This window comes from Micromonospora sp. NPDC003241, from assembly GCF_053589795.1.
In genome coordinates, this window is the sequence record NZ_JBSFSO010000036.1 from 30226 (window position 1) to 45725 (window position 15500).

The window sequence follows — 15500 nt, forward strand, 5'->3', positions numbered from 1 at the left end:
CGCCGCGCCGGGCAGCCGTGCGGCACCTCTCGGGCACCTCGGGTGGCGGACCGACCCCGTCTGCCACCCGCGACCCACCTCGGTACCAATCCGTAACATCCACAGACTTATATGTCAGTCCATGCCCCGCTAGCCTCCTGACATCGAAGATCATCCACGACGGGTGGTCTGCTTCCAAGGAGGCTCCGTGTCACAAGCACGCCTACCTCGTCGGCGTCGTGTCGTGCTCGCCGCCGGCATCACCGCGACCGCCGTCGTCACCAGCCTGCTCGCGCTGCCGCAACCCGCGATGGCCGCAGGCGGACCGTACCGGGCCACCGCCGTCCCGGTCACCACTCCGCAGGCCGCCGGTGACGTCGCGGTGATCCCCGGCGCGTACGTCGTCACCATGAAGCCCGGCGCCGACGCCACCGTGCCGGCCCGCGCGCTCAAGGCCGCCCCCTCGGCCTACTTCAGCCGCGCGGTGAACGGCTTCGCGGCCCGCCTCACCGCCGCGCAGGTCGCCGAGCTGGCGCACAACGCCAACGTGATGAGCATCGAGCGGGACGTGCTCCAGTACGACGTCGTCGACGCCACCCAGACCAACCCGCCGGCCTGGGGCATCGACCGGATCGACCAGACCACCCTGCCGCTGTCGCGCAGCTACACCTACAACTCGACCGGCAGCGGCGTGCACGCGTACGTGATCGACAGCGGCATCCAGGCCAACCACCCCGACTTCGGCGGCCGCGCCCAGTTCGCCTACAACGCCATCGACACCAACAACACCGACTGCAACGGCCACGGCACGCACGTCGCCGGCACCATCGGCGGCACCAGCCACGGCGTCGCCAAGAACGTCCGGTTGTACGGCGTGAAGTGGCTCAACTGCTCCGGCGGCGGCACGCTGTCGGCCGCCATCGGTGCGGTGGACTGGGTCACCCGCAACGCCAACAAGCCCGCGGTGGCCAACGCCTCCTGGAACTACACCTACAGCGCCAGCCTGGCGACCGCGTTGACGAACATGATGAACAGCGGCGTGTTCCTGGCCGCCTCCGCCGGCAACACCGGTGGCAACTCGTGCGACCGGTTGCCGCGCAACCTCACCGCCGCGCTGGTGGTCGCCGCCACCACCAACACCGACGCGCGGGCCAGCTACTCGTCCGTCGGGTCCTGCGTGGACATCTACGCCCCCGGCTCGGGCATCGTCTCGACGTACCCCACCTCGACCACCGCCTCGCTCAACGGCACGTCGATGGCGACGCCGCACGCCGCCGGGGTGGCTGCCCTCTGGAAGGCCACCAACGGTGACGCGAGCCAGGCGACGGTGCACAACTGGATCGTGGCCAACGGCACCAGCGGCGTGGTCACCGGCAGCCTCTCCGGCACCCCGAACCTGCTGCTGAACAAGAAGAACCTGTAACCGGACACCGGGTGTCCCCGCCGCTGTCCACGGCGGGGACACCCCGGGTCGGGGTGCGATCGTCCGGCGCTTCGCGCCCGCGAGTACCCCGACCGCTCAGGCCGCCGTCCCCTGCCCGGCCGACAGCAGCTTGTCGAGGGTGATCGGGAGGCTGCGGATCCGTATGCCGGTGGCGTCGTAGACGGCGTTGCCGATGGCGGCGGCCGAGCCGACGGTGCCGAGTTCGCCGACCCCCCGGGCTCCCAGGGTGTTGATGACCGGGTCGGGCCGGTCGAGCCAGTGGACATCGAGAGCGGGGACGTCGGCGTTGACGGGGACCATGTAGTCGGCCATGTTGCCGGCGGCCAACCGCCCTGTGTCGAGCTCCAGCGGGTTGTCCTCCAGCAGGGCGTGACCGATGCCGAAGATGATGCCGCCGACAATCTGGCTCCGGGTGGCCTGGGCGTTCACGACCCGACCGATGTCCACCACGGTGGTGAAGCGGGTGACGCGGGGTTCGCCGGTGTATCGGTTCACTCTGACCTCGCAGAAGTGCGCGCCGAAACTGTGGAACTCGTACTGGGAGGCCTCCGGGCCCGGCTGGGCCGTCGCGGTGGCCTCGACGGCCGGACGGCCGATCGTGCCGAGCAGGCGGCCGAAGGACATCGTGCGTCCCCTGCCGCGTAGTTGGCCGTTCCGGTAGGTCAGCTCATCGCTGCCGGCGCCGTACCAGGGTGATCCCGGGTCCGTCACCGCGACCTCGACGAGTGCGGCCAGCGCTGCCGAGACGGCGGCCTCGACCGCCGGCACGGTGGTGGACGTACCGGCCGATGCCACGGACGGGGCACCCGGCGGCAGCGCGCTGTCACCGATCTCGGACGTCACCCGGCGCAGCGGGACACCCAGCTCGTGCGCCGCGGTGATCGCCACCATGGTCATCGCGCCGGTGCCCGTGTCAGCGGTCGCGGTGGAGACCACGACGGTGTCGTCGTCGCGCAGCCGGACCCGGGCCTGGACGGGCTCCGGCCTGCGCGCTCCCGGATAGATGGCGGTGGCCATCCCGGTGCCGACCAGCCATTCCCCGTCGACCCGCCTGCGGGGCCCGGCGCGGCGGGACGACCACCCGAAGCGCCGGGCGCCCACGCGGTAGCACTCGTCGAGATGCTTGCTCGACCATCGCAGGCCCGTTCCGGGCACGGCGGTGGCGTAGTTGCGCAGTCGCAACTCGACCGGGTCGATGCCGGTGGCGACCGCGAGTTCGTCCATCGCGGTCTCCAGCGCGAAGGACCCGGGAGCCTCGGTGGGCGCCCGCATGGCGCAGGTCGGCGGCACGTCGAGCATGACGTGCCGCTGGTCGATGTGCAGGTTCGGCGTGCGGTAGAGCACGGCCGAGGTGTCCACGGCGGGCTGCATGTGCCGGTAGCCGACGAACGGCATCGAGGCGGCGGTCACGTGACTGACCGCGTTGAGGACTCCGTCCCGGGACGCGCCCAGCCTGATGGTCTGGTCGATCGCACTGCGGTGCCCGACGACGGTGAAAACCTGCTCCCGGGAGAGCACCAGCCGAATCGGACGACCCAGCTCACGGGCCGCGGCTGCGGCCAGCGCCGCGTCGTACCACGGCATCACCCGGCTCCCGAAACCACCGCCGACGTACGGGCTGATCAGCCGCACCGCAGCCGGTGGCACGCCGAGCCGCACGGCGGCCGCCATGGCGGAGAGGTGGGGCAGCTGTGCGCCGCTGTACAGGTTCAGCCGGGTGCGGTCGCTGTTCCACTCGGCGAGGACGGCATGGGGTTCCATCGCGACGGCATGCTGCAACGGCTGGTGGAAGGACGCCTCCACGACGACGTCGCTGGCGGCCAGGGCCGCCTCGATCGAGGCGACGCCGGGAGCCAGGACCGTGGCGCTCGGCGCGGGCCAGGTGGGTCCCCCGTCGGCCGGTACGCGAGGCTCGTCGGCCATCGAGGTACGCGGCCGCTGTTCGTCGTAGGTCGTGACGATCAGCCGGGCGGCGTCACGCGCCTGCTCGGCACTCTCGGCGACGACCAGGGCGATGATCTGCCCACGGAACCGGACCAGGGTGTCCTGCAGCGGTGCGTAGGTCTCCCCCACACCGGGCACCACCTGCATCCCGAGCGGGTGGTACGGGCTGTACACGGCGAGGACGCCCGGGGCGTTCCGCGCGGCGGCGGTGTCCATGGCAGCGATCGTGCCCCGGGCGATCGTGCTGGTGACCAGGTGGGCGTGGGCCAGCTTCGCGGCACTGTCCGAGGGCGGGTAGTCGGCGGAGTACCGGGCGGCACCGGTGACTTTCGCGCGGCCGTCGACGCGGTCGACGTCGCGGCCGAGTGGGGAGACGGTCATCGTCACTCCTGACTGCCAGAGAAGGACCGTGGTCGGGTGATGCCCACGCTGTGCTCGTGGTGTCCCGTCGGCCAGGCCGGGAAGCCGGGTGGGCCGACGCGACGGTGCAGCGGTACCCCACTGCGCAGCGGCAGCCCAGTGCCGCCGAGCCGGTGGGCGACGATCTCCGCCGCGATGGACAGCGCCGTTTCCTGCGGGGTGCGGGCGCCGATGTCGAGCCCGATCGGCGAGTGCAGCCGGCGGAGTTCGACCTCGCTCAGGCCGGCCTCGCGTAACCGCACCAGGCGCTGCTCGTGGGTACGCCGCGACCCCATCGCCCCCACGTAGCCGACCGGCAGCCGCAGGGCGGCGGTGAGCAGCGGTACGTCGATCTTCGGGTCGTGGGTGAGCACACAGACGACGGTGCTGCCGTCCACGCGCTGCGTACCCAGGTAGCGGTGTGGCCAGTCGACGACGACCTCGTCGGCGCATGGGAACCTGGTCGGCGTGGCGAAGGTGGCTCGTGGGTCGCAGACGGTGACCCGGTAGTGGAGGAAGGCACCCAGCCGGGCCAGGGCCGCGGCGTGGTCGACGGCACCGAAGATGAGCATCCGTGGTGCCGGACCGTGGCACTCGACCAGCATGGTCATCGGCTCCTGGCAGTAGCCGTCGGCTACCCCGATCTCCACGGTGCCGGTCGTCGCGGCGTGCAGGGCGCCGGTGACGTGCCGGACGGCCACCTCGTCGAGCTGCTCGTCGCCGAGTGTGCCCTCGGTGGGCCGCCCGGGTCGCACGACGATCGTCCGTCCGAGGTGGGCGTCCGGGCCACGCACGATCGTGGCCACGGCGACCGGCTCGTCACCCACGACGGCGGCGTACGCCGTCTCCAGACCGGGCTCGCCCCCGGCGCGGTGGTGGCGCAGGAAGATCTCGATCGTCCCGCCGCAGGTGAGACCGACACCGATCGCGTCGTCGTCGGTGTATCCGAACCGGAGGGTCCGAGGGCCGTGGTCGCCCTGAAGCATCTCCTGACATGCCTGGTGGACGGCGGCGTCGACGCAGCCGCCGGAGACGTTGCCGAGGACGGCGCCGTCCGCGTCGACGACCAGGGACGCGCCGGGCTGGCGCGGTGCGCTGCCCTGCACCGAGGTGACGGTGGCGGTCACGAACGGTGTCCGGCCGCGGACCCGTGCGAGAAGCTCGGCGGCGAGTTCAAGCATGGCCGCCGCCATGCCGGGTCGGGGTCGGGTCCGCGCCGCTCATCGGCTCTCCGCCAGGAGGGTGAGAGCCCGGAGGAGCGTACGTCGCAGCAGCGCCGGCTTGAACCCGTTGTGTGACAGGGGCCGGGCGCCGTCCGCGGCGGTGCGGACCGCCGCCTCGAACGTGTCGGCGGTGGCCGGCTGCCCGGCCAGGGCGCGTTCGACCGTCGGCAGCCGCCACGGCACGGATCCGACCCCACCGACCGCGATCCGCGCCTGCGCGACCGTACGAACACGGCCGCGACCGCGCCACTCGACGGCGACCGCTGCCGAGGCGAGGGCGAACTCGTACGACTGCCGGTCACGGATCTTCAGGTAGCGGGAGTTCGGCGCCCACATCGAACGGGGCACACTGATCCCGGTGATCAGTTCGCCGGGTCGCAGCACGGTCTCGACGTGGGGAGTGCTGCCGGGCAGCGCATAGAACGTGTCGAGTGGCACCGTACGGGTGCCTCGCGCGGTGGCCAGGTGCACGTCCGTACCGAGTGCCACCAGCGCGACCGCCAGGTCGCTGGGATGGGTCGCCACGCAGGCGTCGCTGGTGCCGAGGATCGCGTGCGTACGGTTGACGCCGGTCAGCGCCGGGCAACCGCTCCCGGGCTCCCGCTTGTTGCACGGGGTGGTCACGTCCCGGAAGTAGCCGCACCGGGTGCGCTGCAACAGGTTCCCGCCGATACTCGCCATGTTGCGGAGCTGGGCGGACGCACTCGACTCCAACGCCTGAGCGATCACCGGATAGTCCCGCCGGACCCGACGGTCGGTGGCGACGTCACTCATCCGTTCGAGCGCGCCGATGTGCAGTCCGTCGCGGTCGAGCGTGATGCCGCGCAGCGGAAGCCGGTTGATGTCCACGACCCGGGTCGGCGCCAGCACGTCGAGCTTCATCAGGTCGACCAGGGTGGTGCCGCCGGCGAGGAACTCGACCCCCGACCCGCCGTGTGCCACCGCCTCCGCGACGGAGCGCGGCTGCGTGAAGGTGTAGGCCCGCATCACCGCATCACCCGCTGCGCGTCGCGGATCGCGTCAACGATGTACGGATAACAACTGCACCGGCAGATGTTGCCCGACATGCGCTCACGGATCTCGTCATCGGTCGTCGCGTGCCCCTCGTGCACCATGGCGACGGCTGACATGATCTGCCCGGGCGTGCAGAAGCCGCACTGCAGACCGTCGCGCTCGATGAACGCCTGCTGCATCGGGTGCAGCCGCCCGCCCTGCGCCAGGCCCTCGATGGTGGTCACCGCGCGGCCGCCGACGGTGGCGGCCAGCGTCAGGCAGGACAGCACCCGCCGACCGTCCACGTGCACGGTGCAGGCTCCACACTGACCACGGTCGCAGCCCTTCTTCGTCCCGGTCAGCTCCAGTCCGTCGCGGAGCATGTCGAGCAGCGTTGCTCGCGGATCCACCTGCAGGGTGACCGGCTTGCCGTTGACCTCGGTCCGGACCGTAACGCGGGTGGGAGCTGCGGCCTCGGGCTCTGCCGGTGCGGCGACCGCCTCCGTCGGCACCAGCAGCGGCACCGCTGCGGCGGCAACCCCGCCACCCAGGACGCTTCGCCGGGACACACCCGTTCGGTCGCTGCCGGCGGTATCCGTTGAATCCATCGAGTCCCCTTGATCAGGTGTCGGGCGGGACACACCGGAGACCGGGTTCGGTCGACCGGTCCGGTGCTCCTCCCAGCCTCGCCAGGTAGGACGGTGGCTGCCAGGGACTGTCGATCCGAGGTTGGGCGCGCCGGCATGACCGGTGCCGGGTCCGGCGTCGGGACGGCCGGACGTCCCGGCTGCCCGGGACGGCCGTCCCGGACCGGCCGGGAACGTCCCAGTCGGTGGGCCGAGGTGACCCATGCGGACCGGGTCGGCTCGGCGGCAGTGTGCGGGATGACGTCGTAGACGGCCGAGAAGGAGACCACCATGCATCCCGCCACGTTGTCGGAGAACCCGCCGAGCGCTCCCCCGCCGGCACCCGTACGCCCGCCGCGCGCCTGGGCCCTGACCGGTGCCCTCGGTGGCCTGGTCGGCCTGGTCGGCATCTTCACCACCGCGAGCCTGACCGCCCCCGCCGAGCAGTACCGCGCCGACAACGCCGGCTACGTCGCCGCCCTGGCCGACCGCGCCGGGTACGTCTGGGCGCACCAGGTGGTGACCGTGGTCGCCATCGTCTGCCTGGCGGTCTTCGCGGCCGGGCTGCGGCGGTACCTCGGGGCGCAGGAGCCGGCCGGCAGCCTGGTGCCCGCGCTCGCCGCCGGCGGCGTCGGTCTGGTGCTGGTCGGACTGCTGATCGGCGGCGGCATCTCCACCGAGCTGTTCTTCTCGCTGAACGCGGCGACGGAGTACGACCCGGACGTGATCGCGCCGCAGCTCACCATCTACGCCACCATGGCCTGGCTCTGGGGCGGGATCGGGCTGACCGCCGCCGCGGTCGCGGTCGGCGGACTCCGGCACGGCTCGGTGAGTCGCTGGTTCGCGGTCTTCAGCGCGGTGATCGCCGTGCTGATCGCGGCCACGCAGCTCGCGCCGGTGCAGTACATCTCGCTGGTGCCCGGCGGGATCTGGCTGGTCGTCGCCGGGGTGGCGTTGGCGTTGCGCCCGCGTCCGGGCGGGCGGCCCTGACCGTGCGGGGGTCCCGGTCCGGCACCGGCGGGGCCACGCGCGGGCACCGGCCCACCGTGGCGACGACGGTGCCGGACCGGTCGCCCGATCCGCCGACCCGGACCCACGGTCTAGTCTCGGCGACGCCATGACCACCGAGGACACCGCCGTCGCGCCGGTCGCGCGCGCCGACCGCAGGCGAGCCGTACGCGGACCGCGTCCCGCCTGGGCGCGCCGCGCCGCGTGGTCGCTGTGCGGTGCGTCGCTGCAACTGGCCGCCGTCGCGGTGGGTCTGGCGGTGCTCAACGGCGGCTCGGTGGGCGACATGTCGCACCTGCTGCTGGTGACGTCGTGCGCGGTCGTCGGCGCGGCGATCGCCGCCCACCGTCCGGACAACCCGATCGGCTGGCTCGCCCTGACCAGCGGATTCTGCTTCTCGCTCCAGGAGGCGTGCGGCCAGTACGCCGCGTACGGGCTGGTGGTGGCGCCCGGCCGGGTGCCGTTCGCCGAGGCGCTGGCCTGGCCGCAGAACTGGCTCTGGGTGCCCGGCAACGCGGCCATGGCGCTGATCCTGGTCTTCTTCCCCGACGGTCGACTGCTGTCGCCCCGGTGGCGGCCGGCGGTGTGGGCGGTGGTGCTCCTCGGCGTCGTCGCCATGGTCGGCGGGGCACTGCGACCCGGCGCCAACGAACAGATCAGCCCGGTCAGCGTGGTCAACCCGCTCGGCGTGCCGGGCTGGCAGCCCGTCGCCGACCTGACCGCCGTCCTGGCCACCCTGGCCAGCGCGATCATCTATGTGGCCGCCGGCTGCACCATGGTGTGGCAGGCCCGCCGGGCCCGGGGCGTGCGCCGCCAACAGGTCAAGTGGCTCGGGTACGCGGTCGCGGTCGCGGTCGGTGTGGTGGTCGCCCGGCTCGTCGCCGGTCTGACCGACGCGCATCCGAACATCTGGCCGCACGGCAACCTGTTCTGGGACCTGGCCGGCGGCCTGAGCGGTGCGTTGATCATGGTGGCCGTCGGTATCGCCGTCCTGCGGCACCGGCTCATCGACATCGACCTGCTGATCAGCCGGACCGCCGTGTTCGTCGCCCTGTCGGTGGCGGTCGGCGGCGCGTACGTGCTGGTCGTCGGTCTGCTCGGGGCCGGCTTCGACGCCTCGGCGAGTCTGCCGGTCTCGTTCGTCGCGGCGGCCGTGGCTGCGCTGATCCTGGCGCCGCTGCGCGGCTGGCTGCAACGCCGCGTCAACCTGCTGGTGTACGGCGAGCGCGACGACCCGTACGCGGTCCTGGCCCGGCTGGGGCAGCGGCTGGACCAGACCCAGGACGCCGCCGCCGTACTCGCCACCAGCACCGCGACGGTCCGCGAGGCGCTGGAGCTGTCCTACGTGGAGATCGAGACGGTCGACGGCCGGTCGTACCGGCTGGGTGTCCCGCCACCGGACCCGGTGCGGCTGCCGCTGGCCGCCCACGACACCGTCGGTCACCTGCTGCTCGGCCCCCGGATCGGGGAGACCACGCTCGGCGCGTGGGAACTGCGCCTGCTACGCGACCTGGCCCGGCACATCGGTGTCGCGGTGCAGGCGGTCGGTGCCCTGGACCGCGCCCAGTCGCTCGCCGCCGACCTGCAACGCTCCCGCGAGCAGTTGGTGCTCGCCCGCGAGGAGGAACGGCGGCGGCTGCGTCGCGACCTGCACGACGGCCTCGGGCCGACGCTGGCCGGGTTGACCATGCGCGCCGAGGCGGCCCAGGAACTCGGCCCGGGTCCGCAGACCCAGCGGCTGCTGGAGGAGATCGTGGTGGACGCACAGACCGCCGTCGCCGACGTCCGGCGGCTGGTCAACGGGCTGCGGCCACCGGCGCTGGACACCATGGACGTCATCGCGGCGCTGCGGTCGCACATCGCCGGCTGGCCGGACGACGGGCCCCGGGTGGTCTTCGACGCCCCGCCGGTGCTGCCGGAACTCTCCGCGGCGGCCGAGGTGGCCGCCTACCGCATCGCGGTGGAGGCGCTGAACAACGCCCGCCGACACGCCCGGGCCACCCAGGTGCAGGTGCGGCTGCGGGTGTCCGGCGGGTGGCTGTGCCTTCAGGTCCACGACGACGGCCGGGGCCGCCGGCCCGACCGGCCGGACGGCGTGGGCATGCACTCGATGCGGGAACGGGCCGAGGAACTCGGCGGCTCCTGCGTCGTCACCTCGACACCGGACGCCGGCACGCTGGTGACCGCTACCCTGCTCACCGGCACGGAGGAGACCGATGGACCAGATCCGGACCCTGCTGGTTGACGACCACGCGCCGTTCCGGGCCGGATTGCGCGCGCTGCTCGCCACCAGTCCCGACATCGAGGTGTGCGGCGAGGCGGCCAGCGGCGAGGAGGCGCTGGCCGTACTCGCCCGGCTGCAACCCGACGTGGTGCTGCTCGACCTGACCATGCCGGGGATGGGCGGCATCGCGGCCACCGAGCGGATGGTCCGGATGAGCCCGCACGTCCGGGTGCTGATCCTGTCCATGGCCGACGACGACGATTCGGTCTTCGCCGCGCTGCGGGCCGGTGCCCGTGGCTACGTGCTCAAGGGCGCCCGTCGACTGGAGATCATCCGGTCGGTACGGGTGGTGGCCGACGGCGAGGCGATCTTCGGCCCGGCCATCGCCACCCGCCTGATGGGCTACTTCGCCGGGTTGGACCGCGCCGAACCGGCGTTCCCCGAACTCACCGCGCGGGAGCGGGAGATCCTCACGCTCATCGCCGCGCACCTGACCAACCCGCAGATCGCGACCCGGTTGGGCCTGAGCACGAAGACCGTCCGCAACCACGTCTCCAACATCTTCGCCAAGCTCCAGGTCGCCGACCGGGCCCAGGCCATCAGCGTGGCCCGCCGCCAGGGGCTCTGAGACAGCCGGGTCAGCGGGGCGGTGGGGCGGCGGACGGGTCAGCGCGGCGGTAGGGCGGCGAGCCAGGTCTCCAGCGCCTGCGGGGTGTCGAACAACAGCACCGGCGGCCCGGCCGGGTCACGCTGCCAGGCGCGCATCCGGGCGCGTTCGCGGGCGTACCCGGTGAGGTGCCAGACCAGGACGGAGTCCAGGGAGAGCACGCTGCCCAGCGACTCGCGGTTGCCGTTGCAGATCTCCTCCCGGGTCTTCAACCGATCCATCGTGCGGCGCAGCAGCCGCCGGAAGGAGAGCCCGCGCGGATAGTCGAGGCCGATCACCAGGTCGGCCCGGGCCAGTGGTACGTCCCGCCAGCCGTGGTAGGCACCGTCGAGGATCCACCGCTCCCGGCGGCAGATCGCCTCGATCCGGCTGCGCTGCACCGCGACCGGCACCTCCACCCAGCCGGGTTCCCAGAGCAGGTCGTCGACCGGATGCCAGGGCAGGCCGAGCCGGTGGGCCAACTGCTGCGCGAGGGTGGACTTGCCGGAGCCGTGCACCCCGTACACCAGGATGCGAGTCGGGCTGTTCATCGCGCGGCAGCCTACCGAGTGGTCCGCGCGCGATCGACCGGCCCCGTGACCCACATGCGATCTTGGTATGGGACCGCTCTATTCGCACCAAGATCCTGGTCGACGCGGACAGTCCGCCGGGCGGCCGGGTCGGGTGACCGGCCGCCCGGTCGGGATTCAGCGCTTGTTCGTGAGGTCGCCGCAGTCCGACTCGTCGGGCAGCAGCGGCCGCAGGGTGACCCGCCACTGCTTGCCGTCGGAGGTCCACGGCGTCGCCGCGTTGGCGCTCGCGGCGGCACCGAGCAGCGTGCGCACCTCGTCACCGGTGACCGTCACGCAGCCCAGCCCCAGGTCCTTGCTGAGGGCCGTGCCGGGCAGAGCCGGCCCGGGCCAGGCCACGTCGGGCTGCTCACCGGCCTCGCTGTCGGCCACCCACGGCTCGGCGACGGCCGCGACGGCGGTCGGCGCGTACGCCGTGGTGTCGCCCAGGGTGTCGCCGAGCGGGCCCGACGGGTCGGTCAACGACTCGGCGAAGGCGCGCAGCTTGTCCCGGGCCGACTGCTGCTCTGCGCTCAGGCCGCTGTCGGTGCCGGTGGCCTCGCCGAGCGCGTAGACCTCGGACTCCTCGACGCCCTTGTCCCCCAGCAGGGTGAACCGGGTCGAGGCGGCGTCCGCGACCGGCGGGGTGCCGAGATCGGAGACTCCCCCGACACCCGCCGCCCGGGCCTGCGCCACCAGCTTCTCGACCTCGTCGGCGCTGATCGTGCGCACCTGGAGGTTGGGCAGGGCCGGACCGGGATAGACGAGCGTGACCGGCCCTTCGGTGATCACCCGACCGTCGCCGTAGACGCTGATCGCGGGCAGGCGGGTGGCCAGCATGGCCGGCGTGACGAACCCGCCGACGTAGTCCATCCGGAACACCACGGAGTCCGCCGAGTAGGAGCGCTCGGGAGAACCGGCGTCGTCCGCGCCGCCGGCCCCCTGCTGGCCGCAGGCCGCCGAGGTCAGCAACAGCAGAGGAAGGACCGCCAGCCGCCCGCTTCGATGAATCTTCATGCCGATCGGACGTGCCCGGAGCCCGATCGGTTTCCACCGGAGGCAGATCCACCGCGAGCGGCTTCAGGACGAGCCTCGGGAGCCGTCGAAGCCGGGGTGGTGAAGCGGTACGCCGTGCCAGGATCGCCAGATGTCGATTCGCGGCGGATCCGCGTTGACCGCCGTCGCCGTGGCCTATGCGATCTCCTCGATGGGCGACCAGGTCGCGCTGGTGGCCTTGACGTTGCGGTTCTACGAGCAGGGCGCCTCAGCGGTCCTGATCTCCGCCCTCGTGGTGGCGGGAGTGCTGCCGATCGTGGTGATCGGGCCGTTGGCCGCGCCGTTGATCGACCGGGTGGAGAGCCGCCGTCTGGTCACGGCGGTCGCCCTGGTGCAGGCCGCCGTGGTGGTCGTCGTCGCGCTCACCGATCACGTCGGCGTCACGCTGCTGCTCGTGGCCGCGTTGGGGGCCGGTCTCGCCGTCGCCTCGCCGGCGCTGTTGCTCCTGGTGCCCGCAGTCGTCGGCGAGGAACGGGTCGCGCACGGCTACGGACGCCTCGAAGCCTTCCGGTCGGTCGGGAACGTCCTGGGACCGGCCCTGGCCGGGATACTCGTGGTCGCGTTCGGCAGCCGGGTCGCGCTGCTGGTCGACGCGGTGACGTTCGTGCTGATGGCGGTGGTCGTCACCGTCGTCGCGGTACGTCGCGAGCCGGTGTCGGCCGCCCGCCCACGCTGGTCGCAGCAGGTACGCGAGGGCGTCACCGTGCTGGGCCGCAACCGTCTGCTGGCCACGGCCATCTCCGCGCTGGCCGCCGCTGTGGTCTTCACCGCCACCATGAGCACCGCCCGGGTGTTCTTCGCCCGCGAGGACGTCGCTACCACCGACCTCGGCTACGGGCTGCTGCTCACCGCCCACGCCGTCGGCATGGTGGCCGCGTCGGTCCTCCTCGCGCCCCGCGTGCCGGTGGCCGCCCAGCCGCGCGTGCTCGCGGGAGCCGGACTCCTCATGGGTGTGGCGCTGACCGTCGTCGCCGTGCTCCCCGTCCTCGCCGTGGCCGTCGTCGGATTCGTGTTCACCGGTGTCGCCAACGCCCTGCAGAACCTCGCCGTCCGGAACCTCATCCACGCCGAGGTACCTGCCGACGTACGCGGCCGCGCCTTCGCCTGCGCCTCGGCGCTCCTCAACGGCGCCAACCTCTCCGGCACCGCCCTCGGCGGACCGGCCGTGGCGTTCCTCGGGGGTGCGACCAGCCTCCTCGTCGCCGGCCTCGGCGCGATCGCCGCCACCCTTGCGGCAACACCGGTCCTGCTCCGCAGACGTGACGCCACCTCGTAGGGTCCTTCGGCCGGCACCGTCATGCCACGGTGACGGTGTACGCCGCCGTGTGCACCTCGCCGTCGACCTGGAAGTCGAAGAACGCTCGGTACCGGCCGGGGCTGGGCGGGGTCAGCCAGAACGTCACCGCGCCGTCGACCAGTTCCGGCTCGGGGTGGACGTGCACGAGACCGAGATCTCCCTCCCGGATCAGCACCAGGTGCCCGTACGCGCCGAGGTAGCGTTCGAGTCGGGCCGGCTCGGTGCCACCGGTGCGGTTGACCCGCAGTGCCAGCGGCGTGGTCACGCCCACTGTGGGCGTGCCCTCCAGCGCGACCGCGTACGGCCCGGTGGTCGTCTCCCGCTGCGGCGGCGGCAGCCCGGCCGGGGTGTACGCCCCGGGCACGTGGTGGTCGACGCCGAGCACCAACGGCAGTTGTCGACCGTCGGTGGTGGTGACGGAGAAGTCGGCGTAGACGCGGTAGTCGCCGGCCTTCGCCACGGTCAGCGGGACGCTCCAGGTGCCGTCCGACGCCATCGTCGGGTGCAGGTGCTGGTAGCCGCCGAGGTCGTTGCCGACCACGATCAGGTGCAGCGGCTTCTCGTGCACCACCGCGAACCGGGTGGCGGGCTGCCCGTCGGGGCCGACGATCCGGAACCGGTAGTCGAGAGCCTTGCCGGCCTGCTGCGTACGCAGCACCGGTTGCAGGGTGTAGCCGCCCACGCTGACCTGGGTGCCGGTCGCCTGGCCGGTGCCGTCGCCCGGGTGGGTGTGCGGTCCGGTGCCCGGTGGGTGCTGGTGCCCGTCGCCCGCCATCGCTCCGGCGACCGGTGACCCGGCGGTGGCCGCCTGCTGGCCGCCGGTGCTGGTGGTCCGTGGCTCGCCGGTGTCGAGGCGACCCAGTCCGAACCCGGCCAGCAGGGCCACCACCAGCCCACCGACCAGCAGCACCAGCCGGGTGTCGCCGCGTCGGTTCCCCGGGCCGGTGCGGACCGGGTCCACGTCGTCCGGTGGGCCGACGACCGGCGTTTCCCGCTCGGTGGTGGCGAGCGCACCGACCGGGACGCCCGCCGAGGGCCTCCCATCGGCCGCCGACGTCGCGCTTGCGCGCGCCGAGGACTTCGCCACCACCGTCGAGGTCCGGCCGGCTTCCGCTGTGGAGGCGGTCACCGTGGACGTCTTGGCTCCGCCGCTGCCGGACTTCCGCCCCGACGCCAGTTTCTTCGCGGTGGTCGCTGGGACGGCCCTGGCGTCGGGTCGACGTCCGGTGCCGGTCCGACGGGTGTCACCCCGGGGGCGGGTGGGGCGCGATCGGCCGACGGGGACGCCGGTGGTGGGGCGGCGGCGCAGGACGAGCAGGGCCGCGAGCGCCGCCCCGAGCGCCACCGCGCCGGTGAGCCAGGCGAGCCATCCGGCACCGCCCCCGCCGTCGGAGGAGGAGGGCTCGGTCATCGCCGGTGCGGGGGCCGCCTCGGGTGAGGCGGCGGGTGTCGCGCCGGAACCGGACGTCTCGTGCTGTTGGGCGGCGGCGAGCAGCGCCGGGGCGGGCTGGTTCGTGGGCGGCTGCCATCCGGCCGGTGCGTCGGTGACCGGTCCGGTGTAGCGGAAGCTCATGGTGCCGCGTACGGTCTCGCCGTCGGAGGCCACCGAGAGGTAGCTGACCGAGTAGCGGCCGGTCGCGGGCAGGTGTGCGAGGGTCAGCACCGCGGGAAAGCCGGTGGCGTACTCGCGTGGCTCGAAGACGCCGTCGACCAGGAAGTACTCCCGGACCGGGCGGTCCAGTGGCTTGGGCGTCCCGTGCGTCCAGCCGTTGTCGACCCGGGCGCCGCCCGGCGCGGTGACGGTGAAGTACGCGTCGTCCCGGACCTGCTCGGTGAAGTACAGCTCCACCGTGGTCAGTGCGGTGTCGACGGTGGCGCCGTCCGCCGGTGTGGAGGTCGCCAGGGTGCCGTGGGCGGCGGCCGGTGGAGTGGACGCGAGGAGGACGGCGGCCGAGGCGAGGACGAGCGCGAGGAGGCCCGAGACCACGCGTCGGGGAGCCGCTGGGAGTCGACGCATCAGGTCATCGTTGCGACGGCGGGGCTTCCATCAATAGCCCGTCATCTTTTTATTCAGATAGCAAAAGTTATGCCC

The 15500-nt window shown here is 72.9% G+C and carries 12 protein-coding genes; 5 read left to right on the forward strand and 7 right to left on the reverse strand.

The window, feature by feature from the left end:
- Positions 1-187 precede the first annotated feature (187 nt).
- Positions 188-1402, forward strand: a complete 1215-nt coding sequence (locus ACWDVW_RS24110) for a S8 family peptidase (protein ID WP_449952810.1) — start codon at positions 188-190, stop codon at positions 1400-1402.
- A gap of 96 nt (positions 1403-1498) precedes the next feature.
- Here ACWDVW_RS24110 and ACWDVW_RS24115 read toward each other — a convergent pair whose 3' ends face one another.
- From ACWDVW_RS24115 to ACWDVW_RS24130, 4 genes are read right to left on the reverse strand one after another with little or no spacing between them, the layout of a single operon-like run.
- The gene (locus ACWDVW_RS24115) at positions 1499-3748 is read right to left on the reverse strand and encodes a xanthine dehydrogenase family protein molybdopterin-binding subunit (RefSeq protein WP_449952813.1); all 2250 of its coding nucleotides are present in this window, start codon (positions 3746-3748) and stop codon (positions 1499-1501) included.
- A gap of 2 nt (positions 3749-3750) precedes the next feature.
- Complete coding sequence (locus ACWDVW_RS24120) at positions 3751-4947, reverse strand: XdhC family protein (RefSeq protein WP_449952816.1); 1197 nt, start codon at positions 4945-4947, stop codon at positions 3751-3753.
- Between the two features lie 39 nt (positions 4948-4986).
- Entirely contained in the window at positions 4987-5976 is a 990-nt protein-coding gene (locus ACWDVW_RS24125) for an FAD binding domain-containing protein (RefSeq protein ID WP_449952818.1), read from the reverse strand.
- The gene (locus ACWDVW_RS24130; RefSeq protein ID WP_449952892.1) at positions 5976-6494 is read right to left on the reverse strand and encodes a (2Fe-2S)-binding protein; all 519 of its coding nucleotides are present in this window, start codon (positions 6492-6494) and stop codon (positions 5976-5978) included. The genes ACWDVW_RS24125 and ACWDVW_RS24130 overlap by 1 nt, the downstream gene beginning before the upstream one ends.
- A 405-nt stretch (positions 6495-6899) precedes the next feature.
- Between ACWDVW_RS24130 and ACWDVW_RS24135 the strand changes: the two genes are divergently transcribed.
- The 3 genes from ACWDVW_RS24135 to ACWDVW_RS24145 all read left to right on the forward strand — a co-directional run bounded on the left by ACWDVW_RS24135 (position 6900) and on the right by ACWDVW_RS24145 (position 10468).
- Positions 6900-7598 (forward strand): hypothetical protein, encoded by a 699-nt coding sequence (locus tag ACWDVW_RS24135; protein WP_449952821.1) that lies wholly within the window; start codon positions 6900-6902, stop codon positions 7596-7598.
- Between the two features lie 127 nt (positions 7599-7725).
- Positions 7726-9861, forward strand: a complete 2136-nt coding sequence (locus ACWDVW_RS24140) for a histidine kinase (protein WP_449952824.1) — start codon at positions 7726-7728, stop codon at positions 9859-9861.
- Positions 9833-10468 carry a response regulator gene (locus ACWDVW_RS24145; protein WP_176094472.1) on the forward strand — a complete coding sequence of 212 codons (636 nt, stop codon included), beginning with the start codon at positions 9833-9835 and terminating at the stop codon, positions 10466-10468. The genes ACWDVW_RS24140 and ACWDVW_RS24145 overlap by 29 nt, the downstream gene beginning before the upstream one ends.
- A 38-nt stretch (positions 10469-10506) precedes the next feature.
- Here the strand turns inward: ACWDVW_RS24145 and ACWDVW_RS24150 are convergent, their stop codons facing one another.
- Together ACWDVW_RS24150 and ACWDVW_RS24155 are read right to left on the reverse strand one after the other, a co-directional pair.
- Positions 10507-11037 (reverse strand): AAA family ATPase, encoded by a 531-nt coding sequence (locus tag ACWDVW_RS24150; RefSeq protein ID WP_449952829.1) that lies wholly within the window; start codon positions 11035-11037, stop codon positions 10507-10509.
- Positions 11038-11193: 156 nt separating this feature from the next.
- Positions 11194-12072: a hypothetical protein gene (locus tag ACWDVW_RS24155; RefSeq protein ID WP_449952831.1), complete on the reverse strand. Its 879-nt coding sequence runs from the start codon at positions 12070-12072 to the stop codon at positions 11194-11196.
- Between the two features lie 130 nt (positions 12073-12202).
- Here ACWDVW_RS24155 and ACWDVW_RS24160 point away from each other — a divergent pair, with 130 nt between their 5' ends.
- Positions 12203-13387 (forward strand): MFS transporter, encoded by a 1185-nt coding sequence (locus ACWDVW_RS24160; RefSeq protein WP_449952834.1) that lies wholly within the window; start codon positions 12203-12205, stop codon positions 13385-13387.
- A 19-nt stretch (positions 13388-13406) separates the two neighbouring features.
- Here the strand turns inward: ACWDVW_RS24160 and ACWDVW_RS24165 are convergent, their stop codons facing one another.
- Positions 13407-15425: a copper resistance CopC family protein gene (locus tag ACWDVW_RS24165; protein WP_449952837.1), complete on the reverse strand. Its 2019-nt coding sequence runs from the start codon at positions 15423-15425 to the stop codon at positions 13407-13409.
- Positions 15426-15500 lie beyond the last annotated feature (75 nt).